Genomic DNA, 20,132 nt, shown 5'->3' with positions numbered 1-20,132 from the left:
TTTTATATATGGGGGACAATTTATGTATAGGTTTTATGAAAATCTTCCTTTTTCCGTTTTGATTTTAAAGGGAGAACCATTAAAGGTTTGCTATGTAAATAATAGATTTATTAAATCATTTAATATATCTTTAAATAGTATAGGGGTAGAATTATCAAAACTTTCTTTACCGGAAGGTTTAGTTGAAGTAATAAATAATTATAAAAGTAATACAGAGGAGCAATATATTAGAAATATTAAATTAGATTGTGATACTTTAGGAGATATTAATATAATTAGAAATAAAGATATCATAGAAATATTTATAAAAGAAATAAAGAAAAAAAATTTAACCAATTTAGATGAAGATAATAATATGAAAGATGATATTATAAAATCTAATATAATAGAATCTTTTCCATATTTCTTATGTGTTTCTGATAAAAATGGTAATATAAAATATATTAATAAAAAATCTAATAATTATTTTAAAAATTTTAAATTTAAAAGTTTTAAAAATATATATGACTATTTAGAAACACTTTCTATGGAGGATACAGCGGGAAATGAAATAACTTTACATAAGTTTCCCGTATATGAAAGTATAAATTATGGTAAATGCATAATAGATAAGGTAATGTTATGTAAATATAACGATTTGGATAAATATATAACAGTTACATCTTTTCCAATATATGATGAATATGAGATAATTGGTGGAATATGTGTTGCTATTGATATAACTGAATATTATGATAAAATGCTTAAAGAAAGACATGAAAGGGAGAAATTTTTATATTTATCAACAGAACTTAAAACTAAATGTGATATTATTGAGATATTGAGAAGAAGAGAAAAAGAGCATTTGATGCATTTAAAGGATGTAATTAATAATATTTCAGAAGGAATTATAGCTATAGACGGCAATATGAAAGTGACTTTATGCAATAAATCAGTCCAACAAATTATAGGCTTAAAGCAATTGGAACTTATGGATTATAATAATATATTGAAAAGATACCATATAGAAAGTGAAGATGGTAAAAATTTAAAATATTATTACTATAATTATTGCAAGAAAAACTTGCCTGTGAAAAATTTAATTTTAAAATTTAAAAATAATATAAATGGTGAAATTAAGTACATAGAGTTTAGTAGTAACCCAATAATAAATAGTAATGGAGAGCTTATATATACTATAATAACTTTAAAGGATATAACAGATAAGAAATTAAATCAAATATATACAAAAAATCAATCTGAGTTTATAAAAAATGTATTGAATACTTTAGATATTCCTATAGCAGTTTTAGATTATCCAGGATTTAAGAATAGAGTGTTAAACAATAAATTTCAACAAATATTAAATTCTTTATTTCATGGAGAATATAATATGGAGGATATTGAAGGAAAAAATGTCTGTGAAGTTTTTTCAAAATATATTAATAATGATTTCTTTAAAAGTTTAATATATTCAGTAGAAAGTAATAAAGAAATAATATTACCTCCTTTTTCACTAAAGGAACCAGGAAAAAGAGAAAAATATTATAAAATGAGAATAACTCCTTATAAGGCTGAAAATGGAGAGATAAGAATTTATATTCATGGAGTAGATGTTACAGAAGAGGTAAATCGTAGTATGGAACTGGAAAGAATTAGTAGAATGAAAGATGAATTTTTTACTATAATATCTCATGAGTTAAGAACTCCATTAACAATAATATATTCTTCATTACAACTAGCTTATGATATATATAAAGATGAAATAACGGCTAATATAAATAAAACATTAGATAGAATAAAACAAAATTGCAGTAGACTTTTAAAATTAACAAATAATATTATGGATATATCTAAAGCAGAAGAAGGTCTTTTAAGCATCAATAATGTAGAATTTGATTTAGTAATTGAAAGTGAAAGAATAGTAAACTTAGTTAACTTATACGGAAGAAAAAAAGGCTTAGATATAATATTCGATACTAATGAAGAAGAATGTAAAGTAATTATTGATAGAGAAAAATATGAGAGAATACTATTAAATCTTTTATCTAATGCAATAAAGTATACACCGGAAAGTAAAAATATATATGTATTATTAGACGTTAAAGAAGAATATTTCATATTAACTATTAAAGATGAAGGCGTAGGGATACCTGATAAGGATAAAGAGTTTATTTTTAATAGATATTCTCAGATAGACAGTACCCTTTCAAGGAGAGCAGAAGGAGTAGGACTAGGTTTAACAGTTGTTAAAAAATTTGTAGAAGCTATGGAAGGAAAAATTTTTGTAAAAAGTAAGCAAGGAGAAGGATCAGAATTTAGTGTAGTATTCGATAGGTATTCAAAGGTTAAAAGTACTGAGCTTAGTCTGACTACATTAAGGGAAACCTTCAGAGATATAATAAGTATAGAAATGTCTGATATAAATTAATAATATTTTTAAGTTTTAAGGCATTGTAAATGTAAAAGCATATATAATTTAAATTAATCTTAAACTATATATGCTTTAATATTTTAAAGTAATTATTTTATCTACCAGTTATATTTCTTTCATATTGTTCTACCATTTTTTTAACCATTTGTCCTCCAACGGAACCATTCTCTCTTGAAGTAAGATTTCCGTTATAACCATCTGTTAAATTAACTCCTACTTCTCTAGCTGCCTCCATTTTAAATCTATTTAGACCTTCTCTAGCTTCTGGTACTAATGTTCTATTATTTCCTCTTGCCATTTTAATTACCTCCTTTTTCTTTTATACTATTATATTAACCATATTTATAAGAAATATATTAGTTTATTAAAGGTGAAATTTGTAGTATGTACACAAATTAACATAGAATTACAATATTATAAGTCACATTGGACAATGAATTAAGAATAATATAAAATGAATATGTTATTGAACAACTCTCAACTGAAAAAAGGTGGTTGATTATTTTGAAAAAAAAGAAAATAATACTTACTGGAGGAGGCTCAGCTGGGCATGTAACTCCAAATTTAGCGTTAATACCAAAACTTAAAGAATTAGGATATGAAATACAATATATAGGAACAAAGGATGGAATAGAAAAAAGCATTATTGAGAATGAAAAAATTAAGTATCATGTGATCTCTAGTGGAAAGCTTAGAAGATATTTTGATATAAAAAATTTTACAGATCCTTTTAAAGTATTAAAAGGGGTTTCAGAAGCAAAAGAAATTATAAAAAAAGAAAAGCCTAATATAGTCTTTTCAAAGGGTGGATTTGTTTCTGTACCTGTAGTTATTGGAGCATACTTAAATAATATACCTGTTATAACTCATGAATCAGATATTACTCCCGGGCTTGCTAATAAATTATCTAGCCCTTTTTGTACAAAGGTTTGTGTAACTTTTCCAGAGTCTTTGAAAAATGTAAAAAAGAGTAAAGGTGTGCTTACAGGAACACCAATAAGAGAAGAATTATTTAATGGAAGTAAAGAAGAAGCATTAAAAATTTGTGAATTTAAAGAAGATAAGCCTATATTACTTATAATAGGAGGAAGTTTAGGGTCTAGGTTTATAAATGATAATGTGAGAAATATGTTAACAGAGTTTTTAAAAGAGTTTAATATAATTCATGTTTGTGGGAAAGGGAATTTACAAGAAAATCTTAAGAATTTATCTGGATATAGACAATTTGAGTATGTGAAAAAAGAATTACCCCATTTTATGAATGGAGCAGATATAGTTATATCAAGAGCAGGAGCTAATGTGATTTTTGAGCTTTTAGCCTTGAAAAAGCCTAATTTGCTAATACCTCTTTCTAGGAAATCAAGTAGAGGAGATCAAATATTAAATGCAAGATCTTTTGAGAAGAGTGGTTATAGTGTAGTTATAGAAGAAGAAGAATTAAATAGTGAAAATCTTTTAAATGAGTTAAAAAATCTTTATAAGTACAAAGATAGATATATAAAAGCAATGAATAGTAGTCCAGTACAAAATGGGGTAGATAATATTATAAGACTTATAGAAGAGTGTAGCAAATAAAAAGACGATTTTTCGTCTTTTTTGTTATATTCTGAAAATATTGAAAAAACTATTGAAAATAATAGAAAAGTAGTATAAAATAAATACATAACAAATATGGAATATTTATTAATAAATATTATTACTTATCAATAAATATTAATTAATCATATAAGGTAGGGGGATGAGATAATGAAAAAAGTAGTTATTGTATATTGGAGTAATGGTGGAAATGTAGAGGTGTTAGCTAATAATATAGGAGAGGGAGCTAAAGAAGAAGGTGCTGAAGTTATATTAAAGTATGTTCAAGCAGCTGATGTGGACGAAATTATGAAAGCTGATGCTGTAGCTTTTGGCAGTCCTTCCATGGATAACAATCAAGTTGAACAAAAAGAAATGGCTCCTTTCTTAAAGAAGTTCAAAGAATTACCAGTTCAGAAAAAGCCATTAGTTTTATTTGGCTCTTATGGATGGGATAATGGAGAGTTTATGGAAGAATGGGAAAAGCAAATGGTAGAGTACGATTTTAAAATAGTTGGAAAATTAGTAGTACAAGAAGCTCCAGATAATAAACAAATAGAAAAGGCAAAAGAGTTAGGAAGATTACTTGCAAAATAAATAACATTAGGGATAGTTTAAACAAATAACTATCCCTTTTTATAATATAAATTTAAATAAAAAGTATGTGTTACTTTATGTAAAAAAACAAAAAAAGTATACAACAATAAAAAAAATTATGTTATAATGATTTTGCAAAGGTTTTAATACTAGAGAAAACAATATTAAAAGGTAAAAAACTTTAAGTATGAAATGTATTTTAAACTAAATTAAAATAAATATATTTTACATATTTATTTTTTTGGTGTATATTAGAAACAGTGGTTATTAATTTTGTGGATTTTCTACAAAATTTTTAAATATTTCAAAATTTAATATTTAAAGGCAAAAATCTATAGAAAGAAGGGAATTTTCAATGAGAAGAATGAAGACTATGGATGGTAATACTGCTGCAGGATATATATCCTATGCATTTACTGATGTAGCAGCTATTTACCCAATCACTCCTTCATCCCCAATGGCAGAACATGTTGATGAATGGGCTGCTCAGGGTACAAAAAATATTTTTGGACAAACTGTTAAACTTATGGAAATGCAATCAGAAGCTGGAGCCGCTGGAGCAGTTCACGGTTCATTACAGGCAGGTGCATTAACTACTACATATACTGCATCACAGGGTCTTTTACTTATGATCCCTAACATGTATAAAATCTCTGGAGAACTTCTTCCAGGAGTATTCCATGTTAGTGCAAGAGCAATTGCAACACATGCATTAAACATATTTGGAGATCATTCAGACGTTATGGCAGCAAGACAGACTGGATTTGCTATGCTTGCTGAAAGCAGTGTTCAGGAAGTTATGGATTTAGCAGCTGTTGCACATTTAGCATCTATAAAATCAAGCGTTCCATTCTTAAGCTTCTTTGATGGATTCAGAACTTCACATGAAGTACAAAAAATAGAAGTATTAGAATATGATGAATTAGCTAAATTAGTTGATATGGATGCTGTTAATGCATTTAGAGCAAAAGCTTTAAATCCAAATCATCCAGTAACAAGAGGTACAGCAGAAAACCCAGATATATTCTTCCAGGGTAAAGAAGCTTGTAATAAATTCTATGATAGAGTTCCTGAAGTTGTTGAAAATTACATGAATGAAATCAATAAGTTAACAGGAAGAGATTATAAATTATTTAACTACTACGGAGCAGCTGATGCTGAAAGAGTAGTAGTAGCTATGGGATCAGTATGTGACTGTATTGAAGAAACTATTGATTACTTAATGGCTCAAGGAGAAAAAGTTGGTTTAATTAAAGTACATCTTTACAGACCATTCTCATTAGAGCACTTCTTCAAAGCTATGCCTAAAACTGTTAAGAAAATAGCTGTTTTAGATAGAACAAAAGAACCAGGATGTATTGGAGAACCTTTATACTTAGACATTAAGTCAGCATTCTATAGCTGTCCAGATATGAAACCAATTATAGTTGGTGGAAGATATGGATTAGGTTCAAAAGATACTTTACCAGGACATATCATTTCTGTATATGAAAACTTAAAACAGGAATGTCCAAAAGATGACTTCACAATTGGTATAGTTGACGACGTAACATTTAAGTCACTTCCAATGGGAGAAGATGTTGATACTACACCAGAAGGAACTACAGCATGTAAGTTCTGGGGTCTTGGATCAGATGGTACTGTTGGTGCTAACAAGAGTGCTATTAAAATCATCGGAGACCACACTGATATGTATGCTCAGGGATACTTCGCATATGATTCAAAGAAATCTGGTGGTATAACAGTATCACACTTAAGATTTGGTAAGAAAGCTATAAAGAGCCCTTACTTAATAAATAAAGCAGATTTCGTTGCTTGTCACAATCAAGCATACGTTCATAAATATAATGTTCTTACTGGATTAAAACCAAACGGTACATTCTTACTTAACTGTATCTGGACACCAGAAGAATTAGAAGCTCAATTACCAGCTGAAATGAAGAATTTCATAGCTGAAAACAACATCAAATTCTACACAATCAACGCAGTTAAGATTGCTCAGGAAATAGGTCTTGGCGGAAGAATCAACATGATCATGCAGGCTGCATTCTTCAAGCTAGCAAATATTATTCCTGTAGAAGATGCTGTTAAATACTTAAAAGATGCTGTTGTTAAATCCTACGGTAAAAAAGGTGAAAAAGTTGTTAACATGAATAACGCTGCTATTGATAAGGGTGTTGAATCAATCGTTGAAATCAACGTTTCAGAATCATGGAAAACAACTAAAGAAGGATTTGTTGCAGTAGAAAAAGAAAAACCAGAATTCATAAAGAATATCGTTGATGTTATGAATAGACAAGAAGGAGACAAACTTCCTGTATCAGCATTTAACGGATATGAAGATGGTACATTCCCACAGGGAACAGCTGCTTACGAAAAGAGAGGAATTGCTGTTAACGTACCAGAATGGCAAGCAGACAAGTGTATACAGTGTAACCAGTGTTCATATGTATGTCCTCACGCCGTAATCAGACCATTCTTACTTAATGAAGAAGAAGCTGCTAAAGCACCAGCAGATTTCAAGATGGTTGATGCTAAGGGCGGAGCAACATTCAAAGGATTAAAATATGCAATGGGAATAACTCCACTTGATTGTACAGGATGTGGAAACTGTGCTGACGTATGTCCAGCTCCAGAAAAAGCTTTAATTATGAAGCCAGCTGGAACTCAGTTAAAAGAACAAGAAAACTGGGAATTCGCTTTAACAGTTTCACCTAAAGAAAATCCAATGAATAAAATGAGCGTAAAAGGAAGTCAGTTCGAACAACCATTACTTGAGTTCAACGGAGCTTGTGCTGGTTGTGGAGAAGCTTCATACGCTAAGTTAATAACTCAATTATTTGGTGACAGAATGATGGTTGCTAATGCAACTGGATGTTCATCAATTTGGGGAGGATCAGCTCCTTCAACTCCATATACAACTAATCACAAAGGACAAGGTCCAGCTTGGGCTAACTCATTATTTGAGGATAATGCTGAATTTGGATTAGGTATGTATCTTGGAACTAAACAGATAAGAGAAAGATTAGAAAAAGATGCTAAAGAAGCTATGGATTCAGTAAGTGCTGAATTAAAGGCTGCTTTACAGACTTGGTTAGATAATGTAAATGATGGAGAAGGATCAAAGAAAGCTACAGAAGCTTTACTTCCATTATTAGAAGCTGAAAAAGATAAGAATGTAGCTGTGAAAGATATGTTTGAACATAAGGATTACTTAGTAAAACAATCACAGTGGATATTCGGTGGAGACGGTTGGGCTTATGACATCGGATACGGTGGAGTTGACCACGTACTTGCATCAGGAGAAGATGTTAATATCTTCGTATTTGATACAGAAGTTTACTCAAATACTGGTGGACAGTCTTCAAAATCTACTCCAACTGCAGCTATAGCTAAGTTCGCTGCTTCAGGTAAGAGAACTAAGAAGAAAGATCTTGGAATGATGGCTATGAGCTATGGTTATGTATATGTAGCACAAATAGCTATGGGTGCTGATAAGAATCAGACATTAAAAGCTATCCAAGAAGCTGAAGCTTACAAAGGACCATCATTAATCATTGCTTACGCTCCATGTATCAACCAAGGATTAAAAGTTGGTATGGGATGTAGCCAATTAGAACAGAAGAGAGCCGTTGAATCAGGATACTGGCAGATGTACAGATTCAACCCAGAACTTAAAGAAGCTGGAAAGAACCCATTTGTTATGGATTCAAAAGAACCAGATTGGAGTAAATTCCAAGACTTCTTAATGGGTGAAGTAAGATACGCTTCATTAAAGAAAGCATTCCCAGAAGTAGCAGATCAATTATATGCTAAGACTGAAGAGGATGCAAAAGAAAGATATGCAAGCTACAAGAAATTAGCTAATTAAAAAAAAGAGACCTTAGGGTCTCTTTTTTTTATACCATAATTTTGTTAGACTATTGTAAATTATGAGAAAATGACTTATTATGGAACTGTATTGCAATTTCTAATATACAAAATTATAGAGAATTGAGGTGCTAATATTTAATGAAAAAAATTAAAACTAAAATGAGTATTTTTATAACTTTTATATGCATTTTATCATTAACCATATCTTTAGCAGTAAATTATTATGTATCTTACTCTTTATTATCTAAAGAGTTTAAACAAAAAAATATTGAAATTTCTAAAAGATATGCAGAAGAATTTGATAACTGGTTAAATAGTGAAGGAAATAATCTAATTAATCTTTGCAAAAATATAGATTATTTTAAAATTAAAGATGATAAGAAATTGCAATTATATTTAATGAATGAATTAAATAAAAATAAAGGAATTATATCAGATATTTATATTGGATTCCCTAATAAAAAGTTAATATCTGGAGCAGGATGGATTCCCGATAAAAGCTATAGTTGCGTAGAAAAAGAATGGTATAAAGAAGCTATAAATAAGAAAAAGGTGATTTTTACTAATCCTTATTTAGATCCAGCTTTTAATAAAATGGTAGGTACTATATCATATCCATTAAATATTGATAATCAACTGGTAGCTGTAATAGCTATGGATGTACATTTTGATTCAATAGTAGATACAGTGCAAAAATTAAAAATTTCTGAAGAAAGTTATGCCTTTTTATTGGACAAGGAGAAAAATATAATAGCTCATAAAAATGAAGAGTTTAATCCTAACGAAAAATCTACAAAGAATTTTTTGAATATTGAAAATGGTAGATTTAAGGAGTTTGCAGTAAAAATTGATTCTAATGAAAAAGGTATGGAAAAAGTTTATGACTATGATGGAGAAAATAAATTTTTTACATATTCTAAATTGAAGAGTACAAATTGGATATTTGCCATTGTCCAGCCTGTTGGAGAATTAAACAATAAATTAAAGTCCCTTATAGGTGGTTTTATAATATCATTATTAATATCTTTAGCTATAGGTATAACTATTACATATATAATTGTAACAAATATGTTAAAGCCAATTAATGAACTAACTAATCATACAAAAATTTTAGCTAATGGAGATTTAACACAAGATATTAATATTAGGAGTAGAGATGAAATAGGAAATTTGGGGAAAAGTTTTAATAATATGAGAGAAAACTTGAAGGATTTAATAATAAATATAAAAGAAGTTTGTACAGTAGCAAAAGAAAAAGCTGAAAACTTAAATGTTAGAACTAATTCTCTTGGTAATACATCCTCTGAAATTTCTCAGGCAGCTGGACAAATTGCTTCTGATTCTATGCAGTTGAATTCAAATATGGCAAATCAACATAACTCTATTAAGGGTTTTAATGAAAAAATGGATGAAGTTATTTTAAATATTCAAAATCTAAGAGATAATTCTCAATTAAAAAGTAAAATGATACAAAATAATATTAATAATTTATCTAATATGAAATCCATGGAAGAAAAAATGGATAGGCAATCCTCTATTGTTTATAGCATTATTGATGAATTCAATCACAGTGTAAAGATTATTAACAAAATGACAGAAGATATATCTAGTATAGCTTCTCAAACTAATTTGCTAGCATTAAATGCGTCTATCGAAGCTGCAAGAGCAGGAGAAGCTGGTAAAGGATTTGTTGTTGTGGCACAAGAAGTCAAAAAATTGTCAGAAGAATCTGCTAATAGTGTAGCAAAAATAACTGATATAATAAAAAAATTGTCTACAGAAGCAGAAAAATTTTCAGAAGTAAAAAAAGAGTCGAAAAATATAGATACTTATAGAAAAGAAATAAATGAAAGTATTTTAAAATCTTTTAATAATATAGAAGATAATCTACAGAAAGATATAGATGAAATAGATAAATTATATATTAAAATTAATGAAATAGATGAAGATAAAAATTCTATGGAAAGCATAGCTGCTAATATAACTGATATATCTGAACAAACTGCTTCAGCAACAGAAGAAGTTACAGCATCTATTGAAAATCAGCTAGGAACAATACAACAAATAATAAGGGATATAGATATTTTAACAAATAAAATAAAAGAATTAGATCATTCTGTAGAAAAATTTAAAATTTTCCAGTATTAAAAGTTATGAAATTAGGGAAAATAGATATAAAACTTCTTTTAAAACAAGTTCTCTTGAAAGGAGGCAATTTTTATGAGAAGAAGAATGATGAGAAGAAATTCTATAAGAAGAACTGTTAATGATATAACAGATAGTATAGAAAAAGGTGTAAAAAGGATAATGAAAAATATTAGGAGATCATTTTAGATCATTTTAGATAATAGTTTTTAAATGGGGCTGCCACATTAAAGAATTTACATACAATATACTGTTTTACAGATTTAAAGTTAACACAATATATTGTAGGATTTATTCTTAGTGCGACAGCCTGATTTGTTAATATTAAAATATTTTTCAAAAAACCCTTTTAAAATTTTGGATTTAAGGTTAAAATTATACCATAACCGAAAAGGAGGTGAAAGTCTGGTTTTTTTAATAACCAGATGAATATTATGGATAAAGAAAAAATGAATAATTGCGATTGTCAGGATACAGGTTGTGGATGCGGATGTGATTGTGAAGGACATGATCATGAACATGGTGCATTAGTTGTAGATTTAGAAGATGAAAATGGCAACGTTGTAACTTGTGAAGTAGTTGATGGATTTGAGTATAAGAATAATGAATATGTATTAGTACAGAATCCACAAGATGGTTCAGTATATTTGTTTAAAGTTATTGGAGATGAAGAAAATAGCGAACTTGTAATTCCAAGTGACGAAGAATTTGATGAAGTATCTGCTTATTATCAAAGTTTAAGTGATACAGAAGAAAACTAATTTTTAAAGGAACCGGCGTATGTACGGTTCTTTTTTCGATATAATTTCAATGAATGAATAATATTAGTGTATAAATATTAAATACTAGGAGGTATTCCAATTGACTAAAGAAAAACTTGCTATATTTGATGTAGATTTTACATTAACTAAAAGGGAAACATTAATAGAGTTTTATAGGTTTATGTTAAGAAAAAAACCTTATCTTATAAAACATGTGCCAAGAAGTCTTAAGGCTGCTTTTTTTTATTTGTTTAAAATATATGATGCTGGTAAAGCAAAGGAAAATTTCATATCTTTTATAGATGGAATTAAAGAAGAGGAAATGCAGCATATAGTAAAAGAATTTTATAGTAAGAGATTAAGCAAAATATTATATAAAGATTCTATTGATACTATGAAAAAATTTAAAAAACAAGGATATAAAATATATTTAATATCTGCATCTGCTGAATTTTATTTAAATGAATTGTATAATATAGATGTGGTAGATAAAGTTATAGGAACTAAATTTAAACTAAAAGATGGAATATTTAGTAGAAAAATAGAAGGAAAAAACTGCAAGGGTGAAGAAAAAGTAAATAGACTAATGGAAGTTTTAAAAGAAGAAAATATAGACGTAGATTTTAAAGCTTCATATATGTTTTCTGATTCTTTATCTGATTTGCCGTTATTTAATTTGGTAGGAAATCCATGTTTGATAAATTACAGAAAAAAACATGAAACAATAAAAATACTTAAGTGGAAATAGCTTTAATAATTAAGAACTATTAATTATTCATTATTAATTAAAAAAAGGGGTGTTAAAGTGGGAATAACTAATGATTATTTTTTGTTTAATGATGAAGTAGTAAGTACCAAGAGCTTTAATGAAGAAGAACTTTTGGCAGGAAAAAGTCTTTATGAGGTAATAAAAGTAAAAGAAAAAGTGCCACTATTTTTGGAAAAACATTTAGAAAGATTGCATAATTCAGCCAATATTACAGATCTACAATTATGGATATCCAATGAAGATATAGAAAGGAGAATAAATAAACTTATACAGGTGAATAAAGCTGGGGAAGGAAGTGCGAAAATTATTCTTAATTTTCAAAAAAAACAGTTATTAGCTTTTTTTGAGGAAAAAAGTTTTCCACAGGCTATACAATATGAAGAAGGCATATATGTATGTTTGTATCATAAAGAGAGAATAAACCCTAATGCAAAAGTACTTAATATGGAATTTAGAAAAGACTTGGATCAGTTTATAAAAAGTAAAAACATATTTGAAGCCATATTGGTGGATAAAAACGGATATATAACTGAAGGAAGCAAGTCAAATGTTTTTATGTTAAAAGGAGAAAAGTTAATAACATCTCCGTTAAAAACAGTTTTGCCTGGTACTACTAGAAGTGTTGTTTTAGAAATATGTAAAGATTTAAATATAGAATTAGTTGAAGAAAATTTACATTATAATGATATAGACAAAATAGAAGGAATGTTTATATCTAGTACACCTTTTGATATATTGCCTGTTAAAAGGATAGAGGATATATATTTAAATTCATCAGAAAATCATATAATAAAGTCTATAATGAATGAATATAAAAATATAGTAAATGATTATATAAATATAAATTTAGAAAAATATCAAAAGTAAAGAATATCTGTAAAATAACGATAAATTATAAAAAGGGTAGAGGGAAATTGGGAAATTGAGAATTTTGATTGTTAAGGTTTCATCAATTTAGAGGGGGTATATATATGAAAACTACATTCAAAGGTACAACTTTAGAAAACTGTATAGGTGAAGCCTGTAAGCTTCTTAATATAGATGAAAATGAGTTGGATTATGAAATAGTTAAAGAAAAAAATGGATTATTTATAAAGAAGGTAGTTATAGAGGTTAAAACACCAGAATTATCAGATGATGAAAGTTTTTCAAAAGGAATAGATATTGATGAAAATTATGTAGAAAGTGAAAAAAAAGAAGATGATGAAGTTGTACAGGATGAACAGAATAGTGCAAAATCAAGTAAAGAAAATGGCAAGGTAAAAATAGAAAATGAAAACATTATAGTAACTAATAATGAAGAAGGTGGGACTCCAGCTACAATTATATGTGGACAAGATATGAAAGTATTTTTAGATGGTAATGAGGTTAATGGAAAGGTAGAAGTTTTCGAAGAATCTAAAATAGAAGTGATTTTTGAGAAAATACCTGCTACTAGACATTTAGATATAAGTTTTAATGATAGTAAGATGGAAGCTTATATGACTATATCCTATACTCCAGAAAATATTTATGTGTTAAAGGATAGAAGTGAAGAAAGTAATAGTATATATTTAGAAAAGATGTTAAAAGCTCAAAAAATGCCTCCTAAATATACTTTGGAAGAAGTTAAACAAGAATTATCCAAAATGGGCATCGTTTATGGTATAATGGAAGAAAATATAACTAAATTTGTAGAAAAAGATTGTATGAATGTAATTATAGCAAAAGGAGATATGCCTGTTGATGGAAAAGATGAATATATAGAATATAAATTTCCTATAGATAATTCTATCAAAAAATTAGTAGAAGACGAAAAGGGGAAAGTAGATTTTAAAAGTATAGGATCTATTGAATCCTGCAAAGTTGGAGAAATAATAGCAATAAAAAAAGAAGGCAGTGAAGGTAAAGATGGCAAAGATATAACAGGAAAAGTGATAAAACATAAACCAGGAAAGAAGATACAATTAAGAGCAGCTGATGGATGCACTTTAAGAGAAAATACTATAGTTGCCATAATAGAAGGAAAACCTTGTTTTAAAAATAATAGTTTCTATGTATATAAAGTTCATGAAGTAAGATCAGATGTGGATTTAAAAACAGGAAACATTAAATTTGTTGGGGATGTAATAATTTATGGTAGCGTAAAAGAAGGCATGGAAGTAGCTTCAGGAAATTCCATAATTATAAAAAAGAATGTAGAAAGAGCTTCTGTGCAGGGAAAAGGTGACGTTACCATTGATGGAAACATAATAGTGTCAGAAATATTAGGGGGAGGAGAAGATGTAGGTAAGTTAAATTACATAGATAATTTAACCAATCTAAAAGAATCTCTTCAAAACTTAATAAAGACAACTGAAGAAATTAAAAAATATAATTTATTGGGACAAGAAAAAAAAGATGGAGAAATAATAAAAATTTTAATAGAAAACAAATTTAAAAATCTTCCAAAGATATGCTTAAAGATTATTACAGGAATAACTATAAATTGTGATGAAGATGGCGAAAAAAATTTGATTCCTATAATAAAAGGAAAGTTAATAGGGTTAGCTCCTGTTAACATAAGAAATTATAAGGAATTAGAGCATATGGTATTACTTTTAGATGAAAAAATAAATATTTTAAAAGGAGAATTATCTCTTCCTATAAATGTAAAAATAAATTATTGTCAAGATTCAAAAATTAATAGCTCAGGCGATATAATAGTAGGTGGTAAAGGAGAATATGTGTCTTCCTTATGTGCTAATGGAGGAATATATTTTACGGAAACTAGAGGTATGGCTAGAGGAGGAGAGTTAAAGGCTAAAAATGAAATAAAATGTAAAGTTGTAGGTAGTGTAGGAGGAGTAGCTACCAAACTTGTGGTTGAAGAAAATGGACATATATGGGCAGATATAGCTTATCAAAATACGATTTTTGTAATAGGACAAAAAGAATTTTTACTTGAAATACCAAGCAAAGATATTCATGCCTATATGGATAGTAAAGGTGAATTAGTTGTTGATAGATTAATGTTATAGGAGGATTGTTATGTCAAATGAAGAAGTAAAAGTACTTATATTCAGCATAAATGATGAATATTATGCTACAGATATTATGGAAGTAGAAAGAATACTAGGATTTGAAGAACCTACAAAACTTCCTGATTCTCCAAGCTTTGTCCATGGAGTTATAAATTATGAAGGGAGCATTTTGCCTGTTATATCCCTATGTAAAAGATTTGGACTTAAAGAAAGTGAGAAGAAAAATGAAGCTAAAATAATAGTGGCAAAAGATAAGGAAAATAAAATAGGAATTATTGTTGATGTAGTATGTGAAGTAAGAGATGTAAAAGGAGATAACATAGAAGAACCACCAGAAATAGTTTCAGGAATATCTAAGAGATATATAAAAGGACTTATAAAGATAGATAGCAAAATAATAATATTTTTGAATTTGGGAAATATACTCACGGAAGAAGAAAAAACTCTTATTCCTAATCAAACCTAAAGGATGTTAAATAATAACTATTAATATATGAAAGGTGCATATTATGGAAGTAAAAGAATATAGAGTGGGGATTGCGGATTTAGATGTAGCTATATCTCCTGATAAAATAATAACAGTAGGGCTTGGTTCATGTATAGGTATAGCATTATATGATAAATTTAATAATATAGGAGGATTGCTCCATATAATGCTACCAGATAGTACACAATTCAGCAATGTAACAAATCCGTTGAAATTTGCTGATTTAGGTATTCCTATTCTCATAGAGAAAATGGAAGCAAAAGGAGCTAACAAGAGAAATTTAAAGGCTAAAATTGCAGGTGGTGCTTCTATGTTTAATTTCTCTGATAAAAGTATGGTAATGGACATTGGTAATAGAAATGGCATTGCAGTAAAAAAGGTATTATCGGAACTTTCAATTCCAATTTTAGGAGAAGACGTAGGAGGAAACAAAGGAAGAACTATGATTCTCGATACAGCTAGTGGTACAGTCCAAATAAAGACTGTAGGTATAGGCATAAAAGAAATATAATGGAGTTGATATGATTGAAAAAAATAAAAGTTTTAGTTGTAGATGATTCTGCATTAATGAGAAAAATTATTTCAGATATGATAAATTCCGAAATGAATATGGAAGCTATAGGTACTGCAAGAAATGGACAAGATTTATTTTTCAAACTAGAGAAATTTACTCCAGATGTAATAACTTTAGATGTACAAATGCCAATTATGGATGGAATTTCTGCATTAAAAGAAATGAAAAGAAAAAATATTAATGTACCAGTAATAGTTTTAAGCAGTATGACTAAAAAATCTTCTGAACTAACAATGGAATGTCTTGAAAATGGAGCTTTTGACTTTATTCCAAAACCTTCTGGTACTATATCATTAGATATTAATAAAGTAAAGGATGATCTTATAACAAAGATAAATTTAGCATATGAAAAATGTGAAGGTGGTTGTAAAGAAAAAGATATTAGAAAAAATGCTATTGAATCTATTAATAATCAAGAACTTATTGTAAAGGAAAATAAAGATGTAAATATTAATAGTAAGTTAAAAAAGAATTCATCAAATAAAATAGAAGCAGTAGTTATAGGAGCATCTACAGGGGGACCTAAAGCGTTATATTCAGTAATTACTAAATTACCAAAGAATATAAATATACCAATTTTTATAGTACAGCATATGCCTGCTACTTTTACTAAAGCCTTTGCTGACAGATTAAACAACAATAGTAATATTAAAGTAGTAGAAGCAAAAGAAGGAGATGTTATAGAGAAGAATGTAGCTTATGTAGCTCCGGGCGGTTTTCATATGGAAATAGGTTTGGATAAAAAAATACACTTAAATACTGAACCATCCATATGGGGAGTTAGACCAGCTGTTGATAAGCTTTTTATATCTGCTTCAAAAGTATATAAAGATAGACTTTTAAGTGTTGTGCTTACAGGTATGGGTAGAGATGGCGCAGATGGAACAGACATAATAAAAGATAAAGGTGGAATAACCATATCAGAAGATAAAAGTACATGTACAATTTATGGAATGCCTAAAGCTACTTTTGAAACAGGAAAAGTGGACATGGTTTTACCCCTTCATGTAATAGGTGAGGAAATAACAAGGATAGTCAAAGAAAGTTGGAGGTAACTATGGATTTAGAATATTTTAAAGAATGGGTATATAAAGAATTCAGAATAGATCTAAAGGCCTATAAGCCTAATCAATTGCATAGAAGAATATTAAGTCTTATGTCAAGAGTTGGGGTAAAAACTGTAGAAGAATATATACAGCTGTTAAAAAAAGACAAAGAACAAAAACAAAAATTTTTAGACTTTATAACAATAAATGTATCTGAGTTTTTTAGAAATCCAGAAATATTTAATGATTTAAAAGAAAAAATAAAAGTGGAACTTTTACCAAAGAATAAAAATTTGAAAATTTGGAGTGCAGCATGTTCTATTGGGGCAGAACCCTATTCTATTGCTATGATTTTAGATGAAATAGCTCCTACAGGAAAACATTCTATAATAGCAACAGATTTAGATAATACTATTTTGGATAGAGCTAAAAGAGGGCAATATGTTGAATCAGAAATAAAAAATGTAACCAAAGAAAATATTCAAAAATATTTCAAAAAAAATGGAGAATTCTATGAAATAGATGATAAAATAAAGAATATGGTTACTTTTAAAAAGCATGATTTAATTTTAGACAAATATGACACAGGTTTTGATTTGATAGTTTGTAGAAATGTGGTAATATATTTTAATCAGGATGTAAAAGATGAGATATACAAAAAATTTAGCCAATCCTTAAAAAAAGATGCGCTGCTTTTCGTAGGTGCCACAGAAAGCATATACAACTATAAAGACTTTGGTTTTGATAAGGCTTCCACATTTATATATAGGAAGATATAAGGGGGAATGGTAAGTATGGATACATCACAATATATGTCAATGTTTTTGGAAGAATCCATGGATAATCTTCAAATTTTAAATGAATCCCTGCTTCAATTAGAACAGGAACCAGATGATGTAGATAAACTTAATGAGATATTTAGAGTAGCTCATACTATTAAAGGAATGGCTGCTACTATGGGATTCAATCAAATGGCAGAGCTTACTCATAAAATGGAAGACGTACTGTCAGAGTTTAGAGATGGAGAGCTTAAAGTAACTCAAAAAGTTGTAACAGTATTGTTTAAATGTTTAGACACATTAGAACAGATGGTAAATAATATATCTGACGGTGTGGAAGAAGAAGTCCCTATAGAACACATAATGAAGGAACTTGAAGCTGTATCAGAAGGAGAAGAGGTAGAAGAAACTGAAGCAGATGTACCAGAAGAAAAAGAAATTATAAATAGCGGTGAGTTAGATACAATACAAGCTATGGATTTAAATGAGTATGATATCAATGTAGTTCAACAGGCTTCAGATAAAGGATTTAGTCCTTATCATGTAAAAGTAGTGTTAAGTGAAAATACACTTTTAAAATCTGCTAGAGCATTTCTGATTTTTAAAAACTTAGAGGATATGGGAGAAATTATAAAGTCAATTCCAACTACAGAGGATATTGAAAATGAAAATTTTGATTTTGAAATTAATTTAATTTATCTTTCTACTAAAAATAAAGAAGAAATATACAATATTTTAATAAATATCTCTGAAGTTGATGAAGTTATGGTCGATAATGTAAATGTGAAAGCTGAAAGGGCAAAAAAGGTTGAGGATGAGGAAAAGAAGGCTGCTGAAGTCAAAGCTAAAATAATAGAACAGCAAAAAGAAGAAGCCTCAAAGGATCAATCTCCTAAAAAGCAAGACAAAAAGGTAGAAAACAAGCCTAAGGAAAATAAAAATGGTAATAGGGAAAAAGAAGTTGCCCATAGAAAGCAGCATCAATCTGTAAGAGTTGATTTAGAAAGATTAGATAAGTTCATGAATATGGTTTCTGAATTAGTTATTCATAGGACAAGACTTGAGCAAATAAGTTTAAATTATAGACTTACAGAGTTAAACGAGACCTTAGAGCAGGTAGCAAGAACTACATCTGATTTACAGGATTTAGTTATGAAGATAAGAATGTTGCCTTTAGATGTAGTATTTAATAGATTCCCTAGAATGGTAAGAGATTTATCTGTAGAACTTAACAAGGAAATGGAGCTTATAATTCAAGGACAGGATACAGAATTGGATAGAACTGTCATTGACGAAATAGGGGAACCATTGATACACTTAATACGAAATGCGGCAGATCATGGTGTTGAACCTAAGGAAGAAAGAATTAAAAAAGGAAAAAACCCTGTTGGTAAAATAAGATTAATTGCTTATCAGGAAGGAACAAAAGCTGTTATAAAAGTAGAAGATGATGGAAGTGGAATTCCTGTAGATAAGGTAAAAGCTAAAGCAGAAAGAATTGGAATAAGCACTGAAGGTATGTCAGATAATGACATAAGAAATTTAATATTTATGCAAGGCTTTAGTACAAATGAGCAAGTAACAGATATATCTGGTAGAGGAGTAGGAATGGATGTAGTTAAAACAAAAATTGCATCCTTGGGAGGAAATGTAGAAGTAGTAAGTGAAAAAGATAAAGGATCTTCATTTATAATAAGACTTCCATTAACTCTTCAAATTATTCAGGCTCTATTAGTAAAAGTAGGAAATGAAACTATGGCAATATCTTTAGGTTATATAGATAGAGTTATAGATTTTGAAGAAACTCTAGTTAAGAGAACCAACAATAAAGAAGTTATTATATACAATGGTACAGTAATTCCTCTAGTAAGACTTAATAAAAAATTAAATCTTCAAGAATCTGATAATACCAAGCAGTATATAGTTATAGTTAAAGTTGGTGAAAAGAATGTAGGGCTCATGGTTGATTCTTTATTAGGTCAACAGGAAATAGTTATAAAACCTCTTGGAAAGACACTTCAAGGCATGAAAGAATATATAGGAGCAACCATTCTTGGAGATGGCTTAGTTACACTAATTCTTGATGTTGCTGCTTTAGTTTAAGGAGGAAT

General features: G+C 28.7%; 15 protein-coding genes. 14 read left to right on the top strand and 1 reads right to left on the bottom strand.

Going from position 1 to position 20,132, the window contains the following annotated elements; all coding sequences use genetic code 11:
- Nucleotides 1-22 precede the first annotated feature (22 nt).
- Nucleotides 23-2,410: a sensor histidine kinase gene (locus J2Z24_RS14400; RefSeq protein WP_111947805.1), complete on the top strand. Its 2,388-nt coding sequence runs from the start codon at nt 23-25 to the stop codon at nt 2,408-2,410.
- Nucleotides 2,411-2,507: 97 nt separating this feature from the next.
- Here the strand turns inward: J2Z24_RS14400 and J2Z24_RS14395 are convergent, their stop codons facing one another.
- Entirely contained in the window at nt 2,508-2,711 is a 204-nt protein-coding gene (locus J2Z24_RS14395; RefSeq protein ID WP_035144786.1) for an alpha/beta-type small acid-soluble spore protein, read from the bottom strand.
- Nucleotides 2,712-2,917: 206 nt separating this feature from the next.
- Between J2Z24_RS14395 and murG the strand changes: the two genes are divergently transcribed.
- The 13 genes from murG to J2Z24_RS14330 all read left to right on the top strand — a co-directional run bounded on the left by murG (nt 2,918) and on the right by J2Z24_RS14330 (nt 20,124).
- On the top strand, nt 2,918-3,988 hold the full coding sequence (gene murG / locus J2Z24_RS14390) for an undecaprenyldiphospho-muramoylpentapeptide beta-N-acetylglucosaminyltransferase (protein ID WP_035144788.1): 1,071 nt from the start codon (nt 2,918-2,920) through the stop codon (nt 3,986-3,988).
- Nucleotides 3,989-4,159: 171 nt separating this feature from the next.
- On the top strand, nt 4,160-4,585 hold the full coding sequence (locus J2Z24_RS14385; protein ID WP_035144791.1) for a flavodoxin: 426 nt from the start codon (nt 4,160-4,162) through the stop codon (nt 4,583-4,585).
- Between the two features lie 355 nt (nt 4,586-4,940).
- On the top strand, nt 4,941-8,456 hold the full coding sequence (nifJ, locus tag J2Z24_RS14380) for a pyruvate:ferredoxin (flavodoxin) oxidoreductase (protein WP_035144793.1): 3,516 nt from the start codon (nt 4,941-4,943) through the stop codon (nt 8,454-8,456).
- 140 nt (nt 8,457-8,596) lie between these two features.
- Nucleotides 8,597-10,606, top strand: coding sequence for a methyl-accepting chemotaxis protein (locus tag J2Z24_RS14375; RefSeq protein ID WP_035144795.1), 2,010 nt, complete (start codon nt 8,597-8,599; stop codon nt 10,604-10,606).
- 431 nt (nt 10,607-11,037) lie between these two features.
- Nucleotides 11,038-11,364 (top strand): DUF1292 domain-containing protein, encoded by a 327-nt coding sequence (locus J2Z24_RS14370; protein ID WP_035144850.1) that lies wholly within the window; start codon nt 11,038-11,040, stop codon nt 11,362-11,364.
- A gap of 100 nt (nt 11,365-11,464) precedes the next feature.
- Nucleotides 11,465-12,112, top strand: a complete 648-nt coding sequence (locus J2Z24_RS14365; protein WP_035144796.1) for an HAD-IB family hydrolase — start codon at nt 11,465-11,467, stop codon at nt 12,110-12,112.
- Nucleotides 12,113-12,169: 57 nt separating this feature from the next.
- Nucleotides 12,170-13,000 (top strand): aminotransferase class IV, encoded by an 831-nt coding sequence (locus J2Z24_RS14360; protein WP_035144798.1) that lies wholly within the window; start codon nt 12,170-12,172, stop codon nt 12,998-13,000.
- A gap of 104 nt (nt 13,001-13,104) precedes the next feature.
- The gene (locus tag J2Z24_RS14355; RefSeq protein ID WP_111947806.1) at nt 13,105-15,132 is read left to right on the top strand and encodes a flagellar assembly protein A; all 2,028 of its coding nucleotides are present in this window, start codon (nt 13,105-13,107) and stop codon (nt 15,130-15,132) included.
- 10 nt (nt 15,133-15,142) lie between these two features.
- A complete protein-coding gene (locus tag J2Z24_RS14350) occupies nt 15,143-15,601 on the top strand; it encodes a chemotaxis protein CheW (RefSeq protein WP_035144800.1) in 459 nt (152 codons plus the stop codon).
- Between the two features lie 43 nt (nt 15,602-15,644).
- A complete protein-coding gene (locus tag J2Z24_RS14345) occupies nt 15,645-16,133 on the top strand; it encodes a chemotaxis protein CheD (RefSeq protein ID WP_035144802.1) in 489 nt (162 codons plus the stop codon).
- 14 nt (nt 16,134-16,147) lie between these two features.
- Entirely contained in the window at nt 16,148-17,251 is a 1,104-nt protein-coding gene (locus tag J2Z24_RS14340) for a protein-glutamate methylesterase/protein-glutamine glutaminase (protein WP_035144805.1), read from the top strand.
- 2 nt (nt 17,252-17,253) lie between these two features.
- Complete coding sequence (locus J2Z24_RS14335; RefSeq protein WP_035144806.1) at nt 17,254-18,021, top strand: CheR family methyltransferase; 768 nt, start codon at nt 17,254-17,256, stop codon at nt 18,019-18,021.
- Between the two features lie 15 nt (nt 18,022-18,036).
- Nucleotides 18,037-20,124: a chemotaxis protein CheA gene (locus tag J2Z24_RS14330; protein ID WP_035144808.1), complete on the top strand. Its 2,088-nt coding sequence runs from the start codon at nt 18,037-18,039 to the stop codon at nt 20,122-20,124.
- Nucleotides 20,125-20,132 lie beyond the last annotated feature (8 nt).

It is taken from the genome of Clostridium tetanomorphum (assembly GCF_017873215.1).
Classification (GTDB): domain Bacteria; phylum Bacillota; class Clostridia; order Clostridiales; family Clostridiaceae; genus Clostridium_AO; species Clostridium_AO tetanomorphum.
This window is presented reverse-complemented; position numbering and strand designations above follow the sequence as displayed.

Coding starts and splice junctions, on each gene's coding strand:
- J2Z24_RS14370 (WP_035144850.1), top strand. CDS start 11,038: ATGGATAAAGAAAAAATGAATAATTGCGATTGTCAGGATACAGGTTGT.
- J2Z24_RS14335 (WP_035144806.1), top strand. CDS start 17,254: ATGGATTTAGAATATTTTAAAGAATGGGTATATAAAGAATTCAGAATA.
- J2Z24_RS14395 (WP_035144786.1), bottom strand. CDS start 2,711: ATGGCAAGAGGAAATAATAGAACATTAGTACCAGAAGCTAGAGAAGGT.
- J2Z24_RS14400 (WP_111947805.1), top strand. CDS start 23: ATGTATAGGTTTTATGAAAATCTTCCTTTTTCCGTTTTGATTTTAAAG.
- J2Z24_RS14345 (WP_035144802.1), top strand. CDS start 15,645: ATGGAAGTAAAAGAATATAGAGTGGGGATTGCGGATTTAGATGTAGCT.
- J2Z24_RS14355 (WP_111947806.1), top strand. CDS start 13,105: ATGAAAACTACATTCAAAGGTACAACTTTAGAAAACTGTATAGGTGAA.
- nifJ (WP_035144793.1), top strand. CDS start 4,941: ATGAGAAGAATGAAGACTATGGATGGTAATACTGCTGCAGGATATATA.
- J2Z24_RS14385 (WP_035144791.1), top strand. CDS start 4,160: ATGAAAAAAGTAGTTATTGTATATTGGAGTAATGGTGGAAATGTAGAG.
- J2Z24_RS14375 (WP_035144795.1), top strand. CDS start 8,597: ATGAAAAAAATTAAAACTAAAATGAGTATTTTTATAACTTTTATATGC.
- J2Z24_RS14350 (WP_035144800.1), top strand. CDS start 15,143: ATGTCAAATGAAGAAGTAAAAGTACTTATATTCAGCATAAATGATGAA.
- J2Z24_RS14330 (WP_035144808.1), top strand. CDS start 18,037: ATGGATACATCACAATATATGTCAATGTTTTTGGAAGAATCCATGGAT.